This is a genomic window from Micromonospora sp. NBC_01655, from assembly GCF_026339755.1.
Classification (GTDB): Bacteria; Actinomycetota; Actinomycetes; order Mycobacteriales; family Micromonosporaceae; genus Micromonospora.
Genome location: NZ_JAPEQF010000001.1, coordinates 2571316 through 2592320, shown reverse-complemented (window position 1 = coordinate 2592320; position 21005 = coordinate 2571316). Strand labels below are relative to the sequence as shown.

General features: G+C 75.0%; 16 protein-coding genes. 6 read left to right on the top strand and 10 right to left on the bottom strand.

Translation table 11 applies throughout. The features are described from left to right. Positions 1-51: 51 nt before the first annotated feature. Together OOK41_RS12290 and OOK41_RS12285 are read right to left on the bottom strand one after the other, a co-directional pair. On the bottom strand, positions 52-1011 hold the full coding sequence (locus OOK41_RS12290; protein ID WP_323136160.1) for a sulfite exporter TauE/SafE family protein: 960 nt from the start codon (positions 1009-1011) through the stop codon (positions 52-54). 208 nt (positions 1012-1219) lie between these two features. After that, a complete protein-coding gene (locus OOK41_RS12285; protein WP_117669794.1) occupies positions 1220-1690 on the bottom strand; it encodes an Rrf2 family transcriptional regulator in 471 nt (156 codons plus the stop codon). 207 nt (positions 1691-1897) lie between these two features. Between OOK41_RS12285 and OOK41_RS12280 the strand changes: the two genes are divergently transcribed. Both OOK41_RS12280 and OOK41_RS12275 read left to right on the top strand, forming a co-directional pair. Next, positions 1898-3292 (top strand): serine/threonine-protein kinase, encoded by a 1395-nt coding sequence (locus OOK41_RS12280; protein WP_266264685.1) that lies wholly within the window; start codon positions 1898-1900, stop codon positions 3290-3292. 32 nt (positions 3293-3324) lie between these two features. Beyond that, positions 3325-5097: an extracellular solute-binding protein gene (locus OOK41_RS12275; RefSeq protein ID WP_117669796.1), complete on the top strand. Its 1773-nt coding sequence runs from the start codon at positions 3325-3327 to the stop codon at positions 5095-5097. Here OOK41_RS12275 and OOK41_RS12270 read toward each other — a convergent pair whose 3' ends face one another. From OOK41_RS12270 to OOK41_RS12260, 3 genes are all read right to left on the bottom strand, one after another. Beyond that, entirely contained in the window at positions 5098-5979 is an 882-nt protein-coding gene (locus OOK41_RS12270; RefSeq protein WP_117669797.1) for an acyl-CoA thioesterase II, read from the bottom strand. It lies immediately after the preceding gene. After that, positions 5976-7424 (bottom strand): pyruvate kinase, encoded by a 1449-nt coding sequence (gene pyk / locus OOK41_RS12265; RefSeq protein ID WP_266264680.1) that lies wholly within the window; start codon positions 7422-7424, stop codon positions 5976-5978. Before pyk ends, OOK41_RS12270 begins: the two co-directional genes overlap by 4 nt. A 281-nt stretch (positions 7425-7705) precedes the next feature. Further along, positions 7706-8071 (bottom strand): YciI family protein, encoded by a 366-nt coding sequence (locus OOK41_RS12260; protein ID WP_117669799.1) that lies wholly within the window; start codon positions 8069-8071, stop codon positions 7706-7708. Between the two features lie 175 nt (positions 8072-8246). Here OOK41_RS12260 and OOK41_RS12255 point away from each other — a divergent pair, with 175 nt between their 5' ends. Both OOK41_RS12255 and OOK41_RS12250 read left to right on the top strand, forming a co-directional pair. After that, positions 8247-9866 (top strand): GMC family oxidoreductase, encoded by a 1620-nt coding sequence (locus tag OOK41_RS12255; protein WP_266264676.1) that lies wholly within the window; start codon positions 8247-8249, stop codon positions 9864-9866. A gap of 927 nt (positions 9867-10793) precedes the next feature. Beyond that, positions 10794-11462: a hypothetical protein gene (locus OOK41_RS12250; RefSeq protein WP_266264675.1), complete on the top strand. Its 669-nt coding sequence runs from the start codon at positions 10794-10796 to the stop codon at positions 11460-11462. 203 nt (positions 11463-11665) lie between these two features. Here the strand turns inward: OOK41_RS12250 and OOK41_RS12245 are convergent, their stop codons facing one another. Together OOK41_RS12245 and OOK41_RS12240 are read right to left on the bottom strand one after the other, a co-directional pair. Further along, on the bottom strand, positions 11666-12070 hold the full coding sequence (locus OOK41_RS12245; RefSeq protein ID WP_266264673.1) for a hypothetical protein: 405 nt from the start codon (positions 12068-12070) through the stop codon (positions 11666-11668). Positions 12071-12299: 229 nt separating this feature from the next. Then, positions 12300-13208, bottom strand: a complete 909-nt coding sequence (locus OOK41_RS12240) for a LysR family transcriptional regulator (protein WP_266264672.1) — start codon at positions 13206-13208, stop codon at positions 12300-12302. Positions 13209-13396: 188 nt separating this feature from the next. Here OOK41_RS12240 and OOK41_RS12235 point away from each other — a divergent pair, with 188 nt between their 5' ends. Continuing rightward, entirely contained in the window at positions 13397-14353 is a 957-nt protein-coding gene (locus tag OOK41_RS12235; RefSeq protein WP_266264670.1) for an FAD-dependent oxidoreductase, read from the top strand. 29 nt (positions 14354-14382) lie between these two features. Here OOK41_RS12235 and OOK41_RS12230 read toward each other — a convergent pair whose 3' ends face one another. The 3 genes from OOK41_RS12230 to OOK41_RS12220 all read right to left on the bottom strand — a co-directional run bounded on the left by OOK41_RS12230 (position 14383) and on the right by OOK41_RS12220 (position 18826). Next, entirely contained in the window at positions 14383-15222 is an 840-nt protein-coding gene (locus OOK41_RS12230; protein WP_266264668.1) for a hypothetical protein, read from the bottom strand. Positions 15223-15225: 3 nt separating this feature from the next. Continuing rightward, positions 15226-17799, bottom strand: a complete 2574-nt coding sequence (locus OOK41_RS12225; RefSeq protein WP_266264667.1) for an FtsK/SpoIIIE domain-containing protein — start codon at positions 17797-17799, stop codon at positions 15226-15228. 214 nt (positions 17800-18013) lie between these two features. Beyond that, entirely contained in the window at positions 18014-18826 is an 813-nt protein-coding gene (locus tag OOK41_RS12220) for an SGNH/GDSL hydrolase family protein (RefSeq protein WP_266264665.1), read from the bottom strand. Positions 18827-19025: 199 nt separating this feature from the next. Here OOK41_RS12220 and OOK41_RS12215 point away from each other — a divergent pair, with 199 nt between their 5' ends. Further along, entirely contained in the window at positions 19026-20570 is a 1545-nt protein-coding gene (locus OOK41_RS12215; RefSeq protein ID WP_266264664.1) for a M1 family metallopeptidase, read from the top strand. Positions 20571-21005: the final 435 nt, after the last annotated feature.

Below are 21005 nucleotides of genomic sequence, written 5' to 3'. Positions count from 1 at the left end.
GCCGGCGGGCGCGGCAGGGCGGGACCCGGGCAGGCGAGCCTTGCGGGTCTGTCAGCGCTCGACGGTGGCCAGCGGGAGGGACTCCTCCGGGGTGGCGTACCCCGGGGTCGCCGGCACCTGCGACCCGGTGGTGGCCTGGGCCGTGGCGCGGGCGCGGCGGACGCGGCGCAGTGCGCGGACGGCCAGGACGATCGCGGCGAGCCAACCGGCGGCGAGGAGCCCGTAGACCAGCCACTGGGCCCCGCCGGGGAGGCCGCCGGCGCGGACCAGGGTGCGGGCGTTGGTCAGCACGATCACGCCGCCGATGGTGGCGCCGAGGAGTTGGGCGGGGACGATCCGGACCAGCCAGGCGGCGATCGGGGCGGCGATCAGGCCGCCGATCAGCAGGGCCGCGACGGTCGGCAGCAGGAAACCCTCGGTGCCGAGGCCGATAAGGAAGCCGGCGCTGGCCGCGCCCGCCACCACGAACTCGGCGGTGTCGACCGAGCCGATGACCTTGCGGGGCTCCATCCGGCCGGAGACCAGCAGCGCCGGCGTGGCGACGGGGCCCCAGCCCCCGCCGCCGGTCGCGTCGACGAACCCGGCGACCAGGCCGAGCGGTCCGAGGAACCGGACACGCAGCCCGCCCGCGGCGCCGTTTGCGCGCAGCGGCCGGGAGAAGCGCACCAGCAGGTACGCGCCGAGGGTGAACAGGATCGCGGCCATCCACGGCGCGGCGGCCTTGGTGGAGATGGCGCTGAGGAAGGTGGCGCCGGCGAACGCGCCGAGCGCGCCCGGGACGGCGATGCGGGCCACCACCCGCCAGTCGACGTTGCCGAACCGCCAGTGGGCCACCCCGGCGGCGAGCGTGGTGCCGATCTCGGCCAGGTGCACCGAGGCCGACGCGGCGGCCGGGGCGACCCCGGCGACGAGCAACAGGGTGGACGAGGTCAGCCCGTAGGCCATGCCGAGCGAGCCGTCGACCAGTTGCGCGACGAGCCCGACCAGGGCGAGGACCAGCAGCTTGCGCACGAGCGCCCCCTGACTTTTCGGTATCTCCTATCGACTTAGTCGACAATGCGGCACGGGCCGGCCCGGGTCAAGTCCCCGATCGGCTGGTGGGACGCATCGGACGGCCGCAACCCGTGACGCGACCGCCGAGTCGTGGCGAGGGGCCACGGGCCGGCCTGGCGAGGGGCCGAGTTGCGGTGGGGCGGAGTGGCGGTGGGCGACGGGCCGGTCAGCTCCAGGCGCGCGGGTCGGCGGCCAGCTCACTGACCCGCGCGGGCAGGGTGCTGTTGGCCACGTCGGCGACGGTGACCAGTTCGAGGATCTCCCGCTCACTGGCCCGCAGGGCGATCCACACGTCCTGCAACGCCCGGGCGGCGCCCTGGTAGCCGAGCTGCTCCGGGCGCTGCCCCCGGACGTGCGCCAGCGGCCCGTCGATCACCCGGATCACCTCGGCGAGGGAAATCTCGCCGGCCGGCCGGGCAAGCCAGTAGCCGCCCTCGGGGCCGCGCTGGGCGTGCACGATGCCGCCCCGGCGCAGTTGGAGCAGGATGCTCTCCAGGAACTTCGGCGGGATCTCCTGCGCCTTGGCGATCTGCTCGGCGGTCACCGGGCGGGTGCGCCCGGCGCTGGCACCGTCGGCGACGGCCGCGAGTTCGGCGGTCGCGCGGAGGGCGTAGTCGACCCGGGCGGAGAGGCGCATGCCGGCCAGGTTAGTCGGCTTGCCGACCGGCCGGGCTGCCGCCCCTCGGCCGAACGGTCGAACCGGTGTCGTCCCGCCGCCCGGCCGGGCGGCTCTCGTCGGTGGCGCGATCGTGGCACCATACCGGTGTCGTCGCGCGATGGGGACCCGACGACGAACCAGCGCGCAGAGCGGAAGACAGCCAGGCCGATAGGGGCAGCGACAGCGATGCCGGAGATGACGCCGCTGGGTCCGTGGGATCCTGACCGGACGGGCCCCTACGAGCTGCTCAGCCGACTCGGCGCGGGCGGCCAGGGCGTGGTCTACCTGGGCCGCGACCAGGAGGGCACGCTGGTCGCCGTCAAGATGATCAACCTCGACCTGCACCTCAACCCGCGGGCCAAGAACCAGTTCGCCAAGGAGATCGCCGCCGCCCGGCGGGTGGCGCCGTTCTGCACCGCGCAGATCCTCTTCGCCGACGTGGACAGCGACCCGCCGTACGTGGTGAGCGAGTACATCGAGGGCCCGACCCTGCAACGGCACGTCCGCGAGCACGGCCCGATCACCGGCAACGCCCTGCACCGGCTGGCCGTGGGCACCGCCACGGCGCTCACCGCGATCCACCAGTCCGACGTGGTGCACTGCGACCTCAAGCCCGACAACGTCGTCCTCGGCGCGGACGGGCCCCGGGTCATCGACTTCGGCATCGCCCGGGCCCTCGACGTCACCGAGACGATGACCAGCAGGATCATGGGCACCGCGCCGTACATGGCGCCGGAACGGTTCCGCGACGACGAGGTGGGCCCGGCCAGCGACGTGTTCGCCTGGGCGGCGACCATCGCGTTCGCCGCGGCGGGCCAGCCGCCGTTCGGCACCGGGACGGTCGTGGCGGTGATGAACCGGGTACTGCACGACCCGCCCGAGCTGGCCGGGCTCTCCGGCCCGCTCGCCGAGCTCGTCGCGCAGTGCCTGGACAAGGACCACCGGGCCCGGCCACCGGCCGAACAGGTCCTGCTGCGGCTGCTGGGGCACACCTCACGCGCCGGGGCCCCGGTGCCGATCCAGACGGCGCTGCGGGCGGGCACCGACGCGGCGGCCACCCAGCTGGTCCCACGCCAGCCGGCGACGCACGAGTCGGTCCCGTACCCGCCGACGGCGCACCAGCCGGCGGTACAGCCGCCGACGGCGCACCAGCCGGCTACGTACCAGTCGACGGGACACCCGCCGGCCACGTACCAGCCGGCTACGTACCAGCCGGCCGCGCATGGGCCGATCGCGCACCCGCCGGCAACGCACGAGCCGCTGGCACCCCCGCCGGCCGCGTACCCTCCGGTGGCAACCGGGCCGGCGCGGGACACGTGGTCGCGGCGGGTGCGCCGGCAGTACGCCGATCCCTGGGGAATCTCGGCCGCCATCTTCCTGGGCGCGGCCGGCGGGGCCGCTGGGTACGTGGCGACCACCATCGCGGGCACCGCCGCCGCGGTGGGGGCGGTGACCTTCGTCGTGGTCTACGGTGTCCGTCTACTCGTCGCCACCGCGCTGCCCGGAGCCGCCGCACCGGACGAGCCGGGGGCGGCGCCCGCGCCCGACTGCGGCGGGCCCGCGGCCCGCCCCGGCACCTGAACCCGCGAACCCGCGAACCCCTGGAGGATCCGATGGCCACCGGTCAGCCTTCCGCCCGACCGTGGTTGCCGTACACGGTGGCCGTCGTCGCCGGGCTCGCGGTCATCGCCGCGGCGTACCTGCTCGTCCGGCCGACGCCCGGCGCGGACCGCTCCTCGTGCGTGGCACTGGAAGTGAACTCCTCGACGGAGAAGGACCTGCTGCTCGGCCAGCTCGCCGCGCGGTACAACGACAGCGACCGGCGCTTCGGCGGGCGCTGCGCCCAGGTGAGTGTGCACGGCCTCAACTCGGGCAAGGCGATGGAGGCGCTGGCCGGCGGCTGGGCCGGACGGCAGCCGGCGATCCCGGCGCCGCAGGTGTGGCTGCCGACGTCGTCGCTGTGGACCGGCCGGCTGCGCGTGCTGGACGAGAAGGCCGGCCGTCCGGCGCGGATCACCGAGCCCCGGTACCCGTCGATCGCGAACAGCCCGCTGGTCATCGCCATGCCCAGGGAGAAGGGCGAGCTGGTGCAGCAGCGCGGCCCGCTGGGCTGGGAGGACATCCTCGGGCTGTCCGGCGACGCCGGCTGGGCGACGTTCGGCCGGCCCGAGTGGGGCCGGTTCACCTTCGGCAAGGACAACCCCAACCTGTCCACCTCGGGGCTGGCGGCCACCATCGCGACCTACTACGCGGCGGTGCAGCGGTCCAGCGACCTGATCGAGGAGGACCTGGCGAAGCCCAATGTGACCCAGTTCGTCCGCCGGATCGAGGCGAACGTCTCGCACTACAGCGACGACTCGGTGGACCTGCTGCGCGATCTCGCCGAGGCGGACCTGGGCGGGGCCGGCGACGCACGGACGCGGGACATGAGCGCGGTCGTGGTGCAGGAGGAGCTGGTCTACCAGTACAACCAGGGGCAGCTCAGCCCGACCCCGGGCACGAAGCCCCGGGTCCCGCTGGTGGCGGTGCACCCGAAGGAGGGCACCTTCAACCTCGACCACCCGTACGTGGTGCTGCCCTCGGCCGACGAGGCGCAGCGCGCGGCGGCGCAGGACTTCCTGACCTTCCTCCAGGACGCCCCGCAACAGCGCAGCTTCGCCGACCTCGGCTTCCGTGACCACGAGCGCCGGCCCTCGGACGAGCTGGTCGCCGCCGTGCGGGGCGGGTCCGCCGGGGAGCTCACCTACTTCGACCCGCCGGAGCCCGAGGTGGTCGACGCGATCCTGCGCGGATGGAGCACGCTGCGCAAGAAGGCGAACATCCTGTTCGCCGTGGACGTCTCCGGCTCGATGACCAAGAAGGTCGGCGGCCGGTCCCGGCTCCAGGTCGCCACCGGCGCCGCGGGCAAGGCGGTGGGCCTGCTCAACTCGGCCGACCAGGTCGCGCTCTGGTCGTTCTCCTCCGAGACGGAGCAACGGCCGAAGACGCCGTACGGCGAGGAGATCCGGCTCGCACCGTTCAACCAGGCCGGGTTCACCCGCAAGCTCGCCGGCCTGCGGGCCGCCGGCAACACGGCGCTCTACGCGACGGTCCGCGCCGCGCACCGTCAACTGCTCGAGGACTACGACCCGGACCGGATCAACGCGGTCGTGGTCCTCACCGACGGCAAGAACGAGTACCCGAAGGACAACGACCTCGCCCGGCTGCTCAAGGACATCGCGCTGGACCCGGAACGGCCGGTGAAGGTCTTCTGCGTCGCCTTCGACCAGGAGTCCGACCTCGCCTCCCTCGACAAGATCGCCAAGGCCAGCGCCGGCAAGGCGTTCGACGCCACCGACCCAGCGACGATCGACGAGGCGTTCGTGAAGCTGGTCAGCAGCTTCTGATCAGGTGCCGACCCGGCGCAGCAGGCCCTCCTGCACGGCGCTGGCGACGTGCCGGCCGCCGGTGGTGAACATCCGACCGGTGGCCAGCCCTCGGGCCCCGGAGGCGGACGGGCTCCAGCAGTCGTACAGGAACCACTCGTCGGCCCGGAACGGCCGGTGGAACCACAGGGCGTGGTCGAGGCTGGCGCCGACCACCCCGCCGGGCCCCCACACCTCGCCGTGCACCGACAGCACCGAGTCCAGCAGGGTGAGGTCGGAGGCGTACGTCAGGGCGCAGGCGTGCAGCAGCGGGTCGTCGGGCAGCTTGCCGTCGAAGCGCATCCAGACCCGCTGGTGCGGGTCGGCGGGGCGGTCGCCGGGGCGGACCCAGCCGGGCTCGCCGACGTAGCGCACGTCGATCGGGCGCGGGATCTGCCCCCAGACGCCCAGCCGCTCCGGGTAGCGGGACAGCCGGTCGGCCATCGTGGGCACGTCGTCCGGAGCGGGTACGTCCGGCGGGGTGGGAGCCTGGTGGTCCAGGCCCTCCTCGGTCCGGTGGAACGACGCCGACATGAAGAAGATCGGCTTGTCGTGCTGGAGCGCCACCGAGCGACGTACGGAGAACGACCGGCCGTCGCGGACGTTCTCCACCTGGTACTCGATCGGCTCGGACGGGTCACCGGGCCGGACGAAGTAGCCGTGCAGCGAGTGCACGAACCGCTCCGGGTCGACGGTGCGGCCGGCGGCGACCAGGGCCTGGCCGGCGACCTGGCCGCCGTACACCCGCTGCGGGCCGACCGGGGGGCTCATCCCCCGGAAGGCCGTCTCGCCGGTCTGCTCCAGGTCGAGAACCTGGAGCAGCTCGTCGACGGCAGCCTGGCCGACGGCGGCCGGGTCGGTCACTGCAACGCCCTCGCGGACGCCGCGTCGACCAGCGAGCCGAGCTGGTGCACCCGCAGGGTGTTGGTGGAGCCGGGGGTGCCGGGCGGGCTGCCGGCGACGATCACCACGTAGTCGCCGGGGTTGGCCCGGTTGAGCCCGAGCAGCGCCTGGTCGACCTGGCGGAACATGTCGTCGGTGTGCTCGACGAACGGCATCAGGAACGTCTGCACGCCCCAGGAAAGGGCGAGCTGGCTGCGCACCTCCGGCACGGGGGTGAAGGCCAGCAGCGGCAGGTCGCAGTGCAGCCGGCTGAGCCGCCGCACGGTGTCGCCGGTCTGCGAGAACGCGACCAGGGCCTTCGCGCCGATGGCCCGGGCGATCGAGGACGCGGCGACGGTGAGCGCCCCGCCGTGGGTGCGCGGGTCGTGCTGGAGCCGGGGCACCCCGATCGAGCCGGCCTCGGTGGTGGTGACGATCTTGGCCATGGTGCTGACGGTGAGCACCGGGTACTTGCCGACGCTGGTCTCGCCGGAGAGCATCACCGCGTCGGCGCCGTCGAGCACCGCGTTGGCCACGTCCGAGGCCTCGGCGCGGGTCGGCCGCGAGTTCTCGATCATCGAGTCGAGCATCTGGGTGGCCACGATGACCGGCTTGGCGTTCTCCCGGCAGAGCTGCACGGCGCGCTTCTGCACCAGGGGGACCTGGTCCAGCGGCATCTCGACGCCGAGGTCGCCGCGGGCGACCATGACGCCGTCGAAGGCCAGCACGATCGCCTCCAGGTGGTCGACCGCCTCCGGCTTCTCGACCTTGGCCAGCACCGGCCGGTACACGCCCTCCTCGGCCATGATGTTGTGCACCAGCTTGATGTCCTCCGCCGAGCGGACGAAGGAGAGCGCGACCAGGTCGACGCCGAGGCCGAGGGCGAAGCGCAGGTCCTCGGCGTCCTTGTCGGACAGGGCCGGGACGCTGACGGCCACGTTGGGCAGCGAGACGCCCTTGTTGTTGGAGACCGGGCCGCCCTCGGTGACCAGGCAGCGGATGTCGTTGCCGACCACGTCGCTGACCTCGACGGCCACCCGACCGTCGTCGATCAGCAACCGGTCGCCGGCCTTCACCTCCTGCGGGAGCTTGCGGTAGGTGCAGGAGACCCGGTCCTTCGTGCCGAGGACGTCGTCCCCGGCGATCACCACGGAGTCGCCGGTGCGCCACTCGTGCGGGCCGTCGGCGAACCGGCCGAGCCGGATCTTCGGGCCCTGGAGGTCGGCGAGCACGGCCACCGGCCGGCCGGTGGCGTCGGAGGCCTCGCGGACGAGTCGGTAGACCGCCTCGTGGTCCGCGTGGCTGCCGTGGCTGAAGTTGAGTCTCGCCACGTTCATGCCCGCCTCGACGAGCCCCCGGATACGCTCCGGGGAAGAGGTGGCGGGACCAAGAGTGCAGACGATCTTCGCGCGGCGTGTCACGCCCATCAGGCTAGTCTCTCCTCCGGGTCGGTCTACGGGCCGACCCCTTTCGGATTGCGGATCAGTTCTGCTACGACGCGCCACGCCCACGCACCTGGCGGGCGGAATCGCACCCGGAGCTGTCGTCCGGAATCGTCGTGTCGGCGGGCATCGGCGACCGCGCGCCGGGAATCGTACCGCCCGGCGTCACCTCCCGTTGGGTGCGCTCCCCAGCCGCCCGGCGACGGTACCAGCGGGCAGCCGCCGGCCGCCGTCACGATGCCGACACCCCGCCGGTCGCGCGGCGGTCAGCTCTCCGTCTTGGCCAGGGGGAACTCCACCGCGCCGGCCGGACAGAGGAACGTCATCACGTCCACCCGGTAGAGCCCGGCCTGCACCGCGGGGTCGGCCTCCATGACGCTGCGCACGTCGTCCACCGAGCCGGTGCGGGCCAGCCCGAAGCCGATCGGCGGGTCGGGCTCGCGGGCGGGGCCGTCGATCGAACCGGCGACCAGCACGATGCCCCGCCGTTGCAGCGCCCCCATGTGCTCGGTGTGTTCGGCCTGCAACCGCTGGACCGTCTCGTCGGGCAGGGCCCGCCCGGCGGGCCCCGGGTAGAGCACGATGCACTCGTAGGTGTCGAGCGCGAAGTCGACCTGCGGCATCCCCGTCATGGTGCTCCTCCCCCGTTCCCGCGCGTCCCGCGCCGGGCCGGACGGCTCCGGCCCAGCGTCGCACGGGGCGGGCCGGCGGCGGGGCCGCTCGGCGCAATCACCCCGCCCTCTTTCCCCTCGGTGATCGAGCAACTACCTTCTGAGTGGTTCTCGTATCGTCGAGCGGGGGGCCCGCGTGCAGGAGTACGACTACGTCGTGGTGGGCGCGGGCGCCGCCGGGTGCGTGCTGGCGAACCGGCTGAGCGAGGACCCGACGACCCGGGTGCTGCTGGTCGAGGCGGGCGGCTGGGACCGCAGCCCCTTCGTCCGGGTGCCGAAGGGGTTCAGCCGGCTGATGGACGACCGGCGCACCGCCTGGCACTACCCGGCGGAGGCGGCCCCCGCGCGGCGCGAGGTGTGGCAGCGCGGCCGGCTGGTCGGCGGGTCCAGCTCGATCAACGGCATGGTGTACGGCCGGGGCGACCGGGTCGACTGGGACGGGCTGGAGCGGCTCGGCAACCCCGGCTGGGGCTGGGACACCATGCTGCCGATCTTCAAGCGGTTGGAGGACCACCCGCTGGGGGCCTCCGAGGTGCGCGGCGCCGGCGGGCCGCTGCGGCTGTCCTCGGCGACCGGCACCGACGAGCTGTGCGAGGCGACGATCGGCGCCGGGGAGGCGCTGGGCTGGCGCCGGGTGGACGACCTGAACGCCGAGGACGACGAGCGGATCGGCTACCTCACCGCGACGATCCGCGACGGGCGTCGGGTCAGCGCCGCCGACGCGTTCCTGCACCCGGTCCGGGACCGGCCCAACCTGACCGTCGCGGTGGAGACGGAGGTGCTGCGGGTCCTCGTCCACGCCGGCCGGGCCATCGGGGTGCGGGCCCGCCGCCGGGGCCGGACGGTCGACTACGCCGCCTCGGCCGAGGTGGTCCTCGCCGCCGGGGCGATCGCCAGCCCGCACCTGTTGCAGGTCTCCGGCATCGGGCCGGCGGACACGCTGCGCCGGGCCGGGGTGGACGTGCTGCTGGACCGGCCCCGGCTGGGGCGCGGGCTGCGCGAGCACCGGTCGACGCCGGTGCAGTTCCGGCTGGTCGGCAACGGCGGCTACAACCACATGCTGGGCAGCGTGCTCGGGCAGGGGCTGGCCGCGCTGCGGTACGCGCTGACCCGGCGCGGCCCGCTCAGCCTGCCCGTGCACGACGTCGGGGCGCACATCCGCAGCACCCCGGACGTCGATCGTCCCGACGCGCAGTTGCTGGTCGCGCCCTTCTCGGCGGCCCCGCGCCGCCCGGGTCACGCGCTGGAGCTGGAGGCCGAGCCGGGGATGATGGGCCTGTGCACGGTCACCCGGCCGGACAGCGAGGGCAGCCTCGCCATCACCTCCGCCGACCCGTCGGATCCGCCCCGGATCGTCGCCAACTACCTCGACACCCCGCACGACCGGCGGGTCGCCGCGAACGCCTTCCGGCGGATGCGGGAGCTGTTCGCGACCGACCCGGTCGCCGGGCGGCTCGCGGTGGAGACCGTGCCCGGCCCGGACGTGCGCGACGACCGGGAGATCGTCGAGGCGACGCTGGCGCTGGGCTACTGCGGGTACCACGCGGTGGGCACCTGCGCGATGGGGCCGGGCGACGAGCACGTCGTCGACCCCGAGCTGCGGGTGCGTGGGATCGACGGGCTGCGGGTGGTGGACGCCTCGGTGCTGCCGGTGCTGGTGTCGGGCTACCTCAACGCCCCGGTGATGGCGCTGGCCTGGCGGGCGGCCGACCTGATCCTGGCGACGGGCGGGGTGGGGCCGTCAGGAGCAGCCTGAAAAGGCGCGCGGAACTATGAACCCGCGAGCGGTCGGGCCAGCACCCGGAGCCTGGCCTTCTGGGCGAAGATCGAACGTCGCGCGACCGCGTCGCCCCTGTCGTACCGGGTCATGTGGCGGAGCATGCCCGCCTGGAGGAGGGGCTCCCGTGGCGCCTTTGAAGCTGAGTCGTTCGCGACATCGCCCGCCGCGTTCACGCCGGCCGCCTCGGGGAAGGCACCCGGGGCGTGCACGGCCGTCGCAGTGCCGGAGCGGCCTCACCGGCCCGTGGGCCGTCGGTCGCCCTCGCCCTCGCTCGGCCGGTGGCACTGGCGGATCGACAGGCGGTGCCGATGCCGGCAGGGCAGCCCGTTCCCGCACTGGCAGACGTACCGCCACCTGATCCACGACCACACCGGCTCGTGCCGACAGGCCAGGGTCATCGCCGTGGCGAGCAGACACTCCTTGTAGGACACCCTTCGCGGATACGGTGTGACTCAGGCCGGAAGGCGGATAACGGGCAGGTCGGCACCATCCCCGTACACCTTTGCTTCGCCGGTCAGCACGCAGGCATCGTGCTCCAGTACCGCCATCACCACGGCCGCAAGGTCGACTCGGCCCGTGAATTTCCGCCAGTACGCCAACTCCTGCCACGCCGGGCGAGTTCGGCGTCCAGATCCTCGGCGCGCATCCGGTCGCGGATGACACTGACGACGTACGCGCTGGCACGAACTCCTCCCGCTTGCCGGCAGAGACCTTCAAGAATCCGCGATTCTCGACGTCCACAGTCGACGGTGAACACGACAGTATATGAAGAGTCGCCGATGTTCGCCGACCACAGGCGTATCGGATATCCGACAGATATTCGCGAGAACTATCGACGATCTTCATCCGTTGATGGGTCAAGATTCTTCGCGATCAGAGTCGACCGACACGACCGGGAGAGCCATGCGGGACAGCGTCCTCAGTACCGCCGACGAGGTGTTGGAACGGCTCGAAGAGGAGATCGCGTTCCTGGCGGAGGGCCTGGCCGGCGTGTCCGGCCAACTGCACGACCTGACCTTCGCGCTCGGCGGCCTCCTCGCCGGCCACGACCACGAACAGGTGAGGAACGCGACCGACCAGGTCGTCGCGATCCTGGGCGAGCAGGTGCGCAGGGACCTCACCGCGCTGGCCGGCCTCGGCGCGATCCGCCACGGCCATCCCCCGGCCCACGACGACGACGTCACCGCGTCCGTCCCGGCCCTGGCCGTCGAGGCGTTGGCCGCCGCCCCCGAGGAGGACGAGGCCGACGAGTCCGAGGCGGCCCGGATCGCCAACCTCAGGGATCGGCTCGCCACCACGGCGGAGCACCTGCGGCGGCTGCTGGCCTTCGCCGCCGGCCGGTTCGACCTCGCCCGGACGGCGGCGGAACGCGGCGACGCCGACCGGGCCCTCGACGGCCTCCGGCTGGCCCGGGAGGCCACCGGGAGCGCGCCGGACGGTTACCACCTCTGGGCGCGGTGCCTGGTCGAGCTGGCCGAGGCGAGCCCGGAGAGCCTGGGCGACCTCGGGCAGCGGCTGCGGGACGTCGCGGCGTTCCGGGACACCGCCCGCAGCGCCGGCACCGGGCGCTGAGCCTCCGCCCGACCTGACCGGGTGCCCGACCTGACCGGGCGCCTGGCCTGACCGGGCTCCCCCGGTCCAGCCCACCCGAGGCGCGGCGCCCGGCTCGACTCGACCGGCTCACCCGGCCCCGGCCCGAGGCGACGGCCCGGGGCAACACCGGGCCGGGGCGACACCGACCCCGGGCGACACCGACCCCGGGCGACACCGCAAGCTCAGCCCGGGTGGATCCGCGCGAGCACGGCGCGCAGCTCCGCCTCCGGCACCCGCTCCGGGTCGGCCAGCACGTCGACCGCGACCCCGGGCTCGACCAGCCGGAACGCCTCGCCGTCGCCGACCAGGCCGGTGACGTCGCCGTCGGTGAACTCGGTGGGCCGCCACCGCGCGGCGTCCCGCTCGTGGTAGCCGGCGAGGAAGTCGCGCAGCTCGTCGAGGGTGCCCAGCCGGCCGCCGCGCAGGACGTGCACCCGCAGGTCGACCCGGTAGCCCTCCTCGACCTGCCGCTCCCACACCCGGGTACGGAAGCGCACGTCCTCCCACTCGCTGGCGAAATCGGACACCTCCGCGCCGATTCCCGCCGGCACGTACCCGATGACGAACCCGTCCAGCTCCCCGCTCACCGGCACCTCCCCGTCGCCCGACCCAGCCCGCCGCCGAGTCCTGGATACCTATCGTCCACAGCAGACGAGTATCGGCCAAGGTCCACGAGTGCCGAAACGAGATGCGGTATGTCGTGGCTTCGGCGCGGCTCGAAGGCGCGACATGCCGCACCCCGAGTCGATCTGCGCCCGAGTCGATCATGGAGGTCCGGTCGTCGAGCGCGTCCGGACCCTCGATCCCGGCCCCGGGTCAGTCGTCGTCGAGGAGGGCGAGGAGGTGGTGGACGGCCGGGTTCGTGGTGTCGCGGGGCCAGGCCAGCCGCACGTCCACGGTCGGGGTCGGGGCGGTGAACCGGCGCAGCCGTACCCCCGGCACCTTCAGCGCCCGGGCGCGGCCGGCCGGCACCGCCGCGACCACGTCTCCCCCGGCCACGGCGCGCAGCAGTTGCTCGTCGTCCGGCTCGTGCCGGACGAGGCGGAAGCCGCCGTGCGGCCAGACCTGGGCGATGGTCCGGTCGAACATGCCGGGGCCGTTGTCGCGCGGCCACATCACCGCGGGCAGGTCGACCACCTCGGCCCGGCTGATCCGGCGGCGGCCGGCGGCCAGCGGATGCCCGGCCGGCAGGGCGAGCAGCAACTCCTCGGTGTCGACGAGCCGGCACCGCAGGCCCGGCTCCTCGACCGGCGTGCGGACGAACGCCGCGTCGAGCCGGCCGGTGAGCAAGCCGGCGACGTTCGGCGCGGTCCAGGCGGTCTCGGCGACCACCTCCACGTGGGGGTGGGCGGCCCGGAACCGGGCCACCAGGGCGTCCACCCGGCCGCCCCGGGCCGAGCGGGTGTACGCCAGCCGGAGCCGGCCGTCCCGGCCCCGCACCAGGTCACGGATGCGGGCGGTGCCGGCGTCGACGTCGGCGAGCAGCCGGCCGGCCTCGGCGGCGACCCGCTGCCCCACCTCGGTCAGGGTGCAGCCCCGGCTGGTGCGGTGCACGAGCGGGACGCCGAGCTGGCGTTCCAGTGCCCGGATCTGCTGGCTGAGCGCCGGCTGGGCGACGTGCAGGCGGGCGGCGGCCCGGGTGAAGTGCAGTTCCTCGGCGAGCACCGCGAAGTACCGCAGCCGGCGCAGGTCCCACCAGGGGTCCCGGGTCGCGGAGTCGGGCATGTCCGCCATCATAAGCGCCGCTTATCGCCCGCTGCCGTTTCCGTCTTGGACGGCGCACCGCCCGCCCGGGCACGATCCGAAGCCACGGCATGACGCTGCGGCACGACAGCCTCGGCACGACGGCCGTGGACGACCGGCGCGAACGACAGCCACGGCACCACGGCCGTGGACGACCGGAGGGAGCGGCGATGACGGAGACGACGGACGTGGTGGTGGTCGGCGGCGGGGTGATCGGGCTGACGGCCGCCGTCGCGCTCCAGGAGCGGGGCGCGCGGGTGACGGTGTGGACCGCGGACGATCCGGCCGACACCGTGTCGGCGGTGGCCGCCGCGGTCTGGTTCCCCAGCCACACGGAGGAGGATCCCCGGGTGCTGCGCTGGGCCCGGGAGACCCACGCGGAACTGGGCCGCCAGGCGGTCGGCGGGGTGCCGGGGGTGGTGGCCCGGCCGACCCGGATGCTGCTGCGGCACCGCTACGCCGGCCCACCCTGGTGGGCGGACGCGACCGGGGACCTGGTGGCCGAGCCGGCCGCCGAGCCGTACACGACGCTGCTGCGGTTCACCGCGCCGATGGTGGAGATGACGCCGTACCTGGCGTGGCTGACCGAGCGGGTCGAGGCGGGCGGGGGGCGGGTGCGGCGCCGCCGGGTGCAGCGGCTGGACGAGGCCTTCGAGGCAGCGCCCATCGTGGTGAACGCGACCGGGCTGGCGGCCGGCTGGCTCGCCGCCGACCCGGCGGTGCATCCGGTGCGCGGGCACCTGGTGTTGGTGGCGAACCCGGGCCTGACCACCTCGGTACGCGACGAAGACGCCCCGGCCGGGATCACCTACGTGCACCCGCGCCGGCACGACGTGGTGCTCGGCGGCACGTTCCAGCCGGGGGTGTGGGACACCCGTCCCGACCCGGAGACGGCGGCGGCGATCCGGCGCCGCTGCGTGGCGCTGGTGCCGGAACTGGCCGACGCGCCGGTGCTCGGCGAGCGGATCGGGCTGCGGCCGGCCCGGCACGGCGGTCCCCGGGTGGAGGTGCAGCCGGCCGGGGCGGTCGGCGGCCGGCTGGTGCACGCGTACGGGCACGGCGGCGCCGGCGTCACCCTCTCCTGGGGCTGCGCCGCCGAGGTCGCCCGCCTGGCCCTGGACGGCTGACCCCGGCCGGTGGGCCGACGGGCCGGCGGTCAGCGCACCAGGCGGAACAGCAGCAGGTAGCCGCAGTAGGCGAGGGGCACGAGCAGCACGCAGGTGACGAAGCCGAGCGGGACGAACCGGGGCGGCTGGTCCGAGCCCAGCGCCGGCCGCCCCCACCGGCCCAGCACCAGGTACCCGGCGACGAAGGAGAGCACCGGCAGCCCGGCGCAGGTGGCGGCGTAGAGGGCGCCGAGGCCCACCACCGCCAGGTCGGCGGCCACCACCATGATCAGCATCAGCACCACCCCGGCCGCCGCGCAACCGGTGTACACGGCCAGCGCCCGGGCCAGCGGCGACCAGGTCGGCAGCAGCGGCGGTTGCCGGGCGACGGCCTCGGTGACCTGGACCAGCCGGTCGGTCTCGTCGGCGAGCCGCCGGACCTCGGCCAGCTCCGCGGCCGGGTCGGCAACCCCGGCGCGGGGCGCGGGCACCCCGGCCGCCGCCGGCAGCGCCACCACCGCCCCGCCCGGGGCACCCGGTGGGTACGCCCCGACGCCCGGCCGCCCCGGCGCGGCGGCTGCGCCGCCGTCGGGCACCGCCCCCGCCCCGGAGGTCCCGCCGGACGACGTCGCCCCGGGGGTGCTGCTTCCGGGGGTGGTCGTCCCGGAGCGGTCTCCCCCGGCGGCGGGTGGCGGGTCGGCGGGCAGGCCGATGGCGTGGCCGAGCTGGCCGAGGCGGTGGGACTGGACGGCGAGGCGCCGGGTGAGCTGGTCGAGCGTGGCGTGCATGGCGCGGCGGCGGCCGGCCTCGGCGGCGGCGTCCTGGTCGGTCTCGCGGCGCTGGTCGGCGAGCTGTCGGGCCAGGGCGGCGTACTCGGAGAAGGTGGACACCGCTCAGTGCTCCTCGTCCCGCTCGTGCCCGGCCCGCGCGAACGGCACGATCAGCCGGGTGCGCTGGTCGTGCCGGTCCACCAGCAGCGCCCGGTCGGCGCGCGGGGTGTGGGCGAGGTCGTGCTCGCCCAGGTGCAGCCCCAGCTCCGCGCCGGGGACGTTCAGCGCGACGAGGCAGGCGGCGTCGTCGCGGTGGTGCGACCCGCCGAGGTCGTCGGCGAGCCGGCGCAGCCCACGCCACCAGCCGAGCAGGTGCACGCCGCGGGCGGGGCCCTCGCGCAGCAGGGCGCGCAGGTCGTCGTGGCCGGAGCGGAAGGTGACCGGGTCGGTGCCGGCGAGGGTTGCCGACGCCGCGTCCGCGCCGAACAGCACCAGGTAGGTCCGGCCGGCGGGCGGGACGGCGGTCGCGGGCGGGGTGGCGGCCGGCGGAACGGTCGCGGGCGGGGTGGCGGCGAGGGCGGCGAGCCGGTCCCGCAGGGCGGCCTGGTCGAGCCGCTCGACCGGGTGACCGGTGGCGGCGAGCGCGGCGGCGGTCTCGTCGGCCGCCGGGCCGGCTGCGGCGACCAGCGGGGCGAGCAGGAACCGGGCGTCGCCGGGGGCGTGCTGCCGGGCGAGGCTGAGGGCGGCGGCCCGTAGCACGTCCGCGCCGGCGGTCGCGGTGCCGACCACCGCCAGGTGCCGGCCCGGGGTGGCGTCCAGGGTGAACGACGCCGTGCTGCCGGCCACGTCTACCGTGCGGCCGACCAGGGCGACCGGGGGCCCGGCACCGGGGCGCAGCCCGGCGAAGGTGGGGTCGTCCTCCAGCCGCGCGGCCTCGTAACCCCGGAAGACGGCCGGGGGGCCGTCGCCGGCCGGCCGGTCCCGCCACAGCTCGTGGCGCAGCCGGGCCAGGTCGGCGCGGGCGGCGTACGCGTCGGGGAACCGGACCACGGTGTCGGCGCCAGCCGCGCCCGCGGCGGTGTTGAGCACGGCCGCGCCGATCGGCAGCGCGTTGGCGGCGCCGTTGAGCGGGTCGAGCGCCCCCGCGCCGCCAGGCAGCGCCACCCGCAGCGGGAACTGCCCGAAGATCGCCTCGGCGCGCCCGTACAGCGACTCGATGCCGGTGGTGGCCTGGCTGGCCAGCACCAGGTGCACCCCGTACGAGCGGCCCTTGCGGGCCAGCTCCTCCAGCAGGTCGACGGCCTCCCGGGCCACGGCGTCGGTGCCGGCCAGCAGCACCTGGAACTCGTCGACGACCGCCACGATCCGGGGCACCGCCGCGTCGCCGGGCAGGTCGGCGAGCTTGGTGACGCCGTGCCGCTTGAGCACGGTGGCCCGCCGGTTCAGTTCCCGGCGCAGCTCGCGCAGCACGGCGAGGCCGTACTCCCGGTCGGACTCGATGCCGACGGCGCGGGCGTGCGGCAGCCAGGACGGGTCCCGCTCGGTGGGGACGAACTCGGTGAAGCTGACCCCCTCCTTGAAGTCGAGCAGCCAGAGCTGGAGCTGCGCCGGTGAGTAGCGGGCGGCCAGCCCGTAGAGGACGTCGAGCAGGAAGACGGTCTTGCCGGCGCCGGTGCGCCCGGCGACCAGCCAGTGCGGGGTGGCGTCGTCGAAGGCGACGGTGACCGGCTGCCGCCCGGCCCGGCCGACCACGGTGGACAGCCCGGCGGCGCTCGACTCGGTCCAGCGGCGGGCGGGCAGCAGGTCGGCGAAGGTGGGCGGGGTGTCGCGGCGTACGGCCGGGCCGAGGTGCCCGGCGAGCGCGGCCACGGTGGCCGGCGGCAGGTCACCGTCGAGCACGACGGGGGCGGCCAGCCCGGAGCCGTCGGCGCTGAACGGGTGCCCGGGCGGGTCGCCGACGTGGGCGTACCGCTGCATCAGCCGCAGCGCGGTGGCCGCGCCCAGCGGCGGCGGGTCGGCCGCGCCGGCCTGCGGGTGGCCGGCGAGCAGCACGCAGACCGCGGCGGACGGGCCGGCATGGGTGAGCGCGGCGAGCCGGGCCAGCTCCGGGGGCGGGGGCGCGGCGGCGGCGACCAGCACCAGCAGCTCCCGGGCGGACGGGGCGGCGTGCTGCGCCGCCCGGGCGTGCCGCTCGGCCTCGTCGAGCAGCGCGGCGACCTCGGCGGCGGTGGTGGCGGCCGGGGCGAGCACCCCGGCGTCGAGCAGCGGGCGCAGCGGCAGGAAGGTGGCCCCGAAGGCCACCGTGTCGATCCCGGCGACCCGGACCGTGCCGGCCGGGGCGGTGGCCAGCAGCCGCAGCACCAGCGCGCGCAGCAGCTCGCCGACGCGGGGGTCGCGGGCGTCGGCGTCGACGGTGAGGTGGCAGCCGCCGCCGAGTGGGACGAGCACCGGGAAGCCACCGTCCAGGGTGGTCGCCTCGCCGACCCGGACGCCGACGGGCGTCTCGGTCAGCGGGGTCGCGCCGGGGCTGGGGGCGGCGAGCCGCCTGCCGAGGCCGGCCAGCCGGGCGACGACCTCGGCGGCGCCGGTGACGGCCGCCGGCGGCGCGCCGAGGGCCAGCCGGGCCCGGTCCAGCCGGTCGCGGGCCTGCCGGTGCGCGGTGACCGCCCGGCCGTACGCCGCCGCGAGCCTGCCCACCCTCTGCCTCCCACGCAACGGCCGTCCGGTCCAGCGAACCCTAACGGACGCGCGGCGGCATCGGACAGTCCCGCAGGCCGGGCGTCGGCGCCGAGCCGTCGGCGTGGGTGATGGTCCCGTTGGCGTGACCGGCGTCGCCGGCGTGGCCGGCGGTCCAGGGGTGGACCGCCGGCCACCGGCGCTTCGTGGGGTGCGGCGTTCCGGGCGGCCCGGGTCAGCCGGTGACGGCGGTCAGCGCGGGCAGGTAGCCGTTGCGGTAGCCATCGGCGTTCGGGTGGTACGCCTCGATGACGCCGCTGACGTCGCGGATCCACGGCGCGGCGGCGCAGACGCCGTGCCCGGCGAAGTACGGGCGGGTGTCGGCGAAGGTGGCCCCGGCCGCGGCGGCCCGGCCGGCGGTCACCGAGGCCAGCAGGTCGGCGGCCTCGTTGAGGATGGTGCGCTTGTAGGTGCTCATCGCCAGCAGCCCGCACGAGCCCGTCTCGAACAGGCGCGGGTAGCCGAGCACGATCAGCCGGGCGTTCGGGGCCCGGTCGCGGATCGCGGCGTAGGTGCGGTCGAGCCGGCCGGGCAGCTCGCCGGTGGCGAAGACCTTCGCCTCGTTCACCGCGTCCGTGCAGCTACTGGTGCTGCCGAACCGGCAGCTCGTGATGACGTCGGCGAAGCCGGCGTCGTTGCCGCCGATGGTGATGGTGACCAGGGTGGTGCCGGTGCTCAACGCGTTCACCTGGCTGCCGATGACGTCGGCGGTGACCGCGCCGCCGCAGGCCGGGAACGTGAAGCTGGCCACCTGGTTGGCGGCGGCCCAGAGCGGGGCGTACGACTTCTCGCTGCGCAGGCAGGTGGACTGGTCGTACGGACCCGCGCCGACGCCGGAGGAGTACGAGTCGCCCAGGGCCACGTAGTTGACGTCCGCGGCGGCGTGGGCGGCGGCGTGGGCGGCGCCGGGGACGGCCGCCGCCCCGACGGCGGCGGTGAGGACGGCGACCAGCGCGGTCAGGGCGCGGGCCAGCGGGCGTTGGGGCATGGGGAACCTCCACGGGGCAGGGGTGGTGGATCCTCGGAACCGCGCGCGTGGCCAAGGGTGGTGGTTGTTACTGGGCGGTAATGATATCGAAACATTCACATTAATGGAATAGGCCGCAGAATCCGCACGCGGAACACACATGTTCACAACCGTCGATTAGGTTGATCGGGCGTACACCTCGACGGAGGGAGTCCACCTCGTGCGACGCGTTCTCGCGGCGGCCATCGCCGCCCTGACCGTCACCACCGCCGGCGCGGCCGCGACCGCCGACCCCGGCCAGGCCGCCGCCCGATCGGGCTGGGGCCGCCCGGCCCTCGCCCCCGCCGCGCCGACCCCCGGCGACCCCGGCCTGGGCGACAGCTACTTCCCCGACTACGGCAACGGTGGCTACGACGTCGACCACTACGACATCCGGCTGCGCTACGAGCCGGCCACCGACCAGCTCAGCGGCACCACCACCATCCTGGCCCGGGCCACCCAGGACCTGTCCCGGTTCAACCTGGACTTCCTGCTCGACGTCGAGTCGGTGCGGGTCAACGGCTTCTCGGCCACCTTCGCCCGGGAGGGCGTCCACGAGTTGGCGATCACCGCACCCCGTCCGATCGTCAGGGGCCAGTCCCTGACCATCGTGGTCAAGTACGCCGGCGTGCCGTCGGAGACCCTGGTCAACGGCTACAGCGGCTGGACCCGCACGGCCGACGGCGGGCTCGCCGTGAACGAGCCCGAGTCGGCCTGGTGGTGGTACCCGAGCAACGACCACCCCCTCGACAAGGCGAACTGGGACGTGTCGGTGTCGGTGCCGGCCGGCGTCGAGGTGCTCAGCAACGGCGTGCAGCCGCGCCCGCCGCTGGCCGAGGCGGGCAACCGGATGCGGTGGAGCTGGCGCAGCACCAGTCCCGGCGCGACGTACGAGTCGTTCCTGGCCGTCGGCCAGTACGACATCGTCACCGACACCGCCCCCAACGGGCAGCCGGTGGTCAACGCGTACAGCACCAGCCTGGGTGCCCTCGGTCCGGCGGCGCGGGCCAGCATCGAGCGGACCGCCGAGATCGTCGACTGGGAGAGCACGATCTTCGGGCCGTACCCGTTCGAGGCGCAGGGCGGGGTGGCCGGGCCGGTCGACGGCATCGGCTTCGCCCTGGAGACGCAGACCCGCCCGGTGTACGGACCGGGCTTCTGGCGGCGCGGGTCGAACACCTACGTGGTCGTCCACGAGAACGCCCACCAGTGGTTCGGCGCCTCGGTCTCGGTGGCGGACTGGCGGCACATCTGGCTGAACGAGGGCTTCGCCTCGTACGCCGAGTGGCTCTGGTCGGAGGAGCAGGGCGAGGGCACCGCGCAGGAGCTGTTCGACTTCACCTACGCCACCTACCCGGCCGACGACGAGTTCTGGCAGGTCACGCCCGGCGACCCGGGCGCCGACAACGTCTTCGACGGGGCGGTCTACGACCGGGGCGCGATGGCCCTGCACCAGCTCCGGCTGGCCGTCGGCGACGATGCCTTCTTCCGGATCCTGCCGCAGTGGACCGCCGCCCACCGGCACGGCAACGGCACGGTCGAGCAGTTCCAGGCCCTCGCCGAGCAGGTCTCCGGCCAGGACCTGAACGCGGTGTTCACCACCTGGCTGTTCACGAAGGGCCGCCCGGAGCTGTCCGGCTCGGCCGCCGCCCGCACCGCCACCGCGCCGGCCGAACCGAAGTCGTGGGCCAGGCTCCGCGAGTCCCACCGGCTCCTCGCCCACTGACCCATCCACCGACCTTCCTGTCCGCCGACCTTCCTGTCCGCCAACCTCTCCCATCCGCCCAGTGACAGATGGGCACGGGGCGTCCGCCGACGGTCGGCGGACGCCCCGTGCCGCCTTTGGAGCTGATGTCGCGGACGACTCAGCCGTGCTCGGGCCGCATCGCGGCGCCCGCCGGGCCAGCCCTTCCGGGACCGGGCCTTCCGGGACCGGGCCTTCCGGGACCGGGCCTTCCGGGACCGGGCCTTCCGGGACCGGGCCTTCCGGAGCCGGGCCTTCCGGAGCCGGGCCTTCCGGAGCCGGGCCGCGCCGCCAAGGCGGTGGCGACGCCGCCAAGACAGTGGGCACGCCGCAGTGGCCACAACGCCGCACGATGGCCACACCGCCAGCCAGTGGCCACACCGCCAGCACAGTGGCCACACCGCCAAGCAATGGCCA